The organism is Citrobacter sp. wls619 (assembly GCF_005281345.1).
Classification (GTDB): domain Bacteria; phylum Pseudomonadota; class Gammaproteobacteria; order Enterobacterales; family Enterobacteriaceae; genus Citrobacter.
In genome coordinates this window covers 1-224 of the sequence record NZ_SZXJ01000022.1, presented here as the reverse complement: position 1 = coordinate 224, position 224 = coordinate 1, and the positions used below count along the sequence as shown (strand labels likewise).

The following is a 224-nucleotide window of genomic DNA, read 5'->3' as shown; positions in this document are numbered from 1 at the left end:
TCCAGATATTCAGCCTTATGAATATAGGCAGCACGCACGCTGTTCCTTTCCTGATGGCTCATTTGCTTTTCAATAGCGTCTTTACTCCACAATCCCGACTCACTCAGCGCACTACATGCCATCGCCCGGAAGCCGTGACCACAAACCTCGTTTTGCGTGTCGTAGCCCATCACGCGCAGCGCCTTGTTAACGGTATTGTCGCTCATACATTTATCCTGATCGTA

At 50.0% G+C, this 224-nt stretch carries 1 protein-coding gene; it reads right to left on the bottom strand.

What is annotated here, in order from left to right; genetic code table 11:
• Positions 1-224 (bottom strand): tyrosine-type recombinase/integrase (locus tag FDX19_RS01940; RefSeq protein WP_170974332.1); only part of this gene is annotated, 224 nt, incomplete at both ends.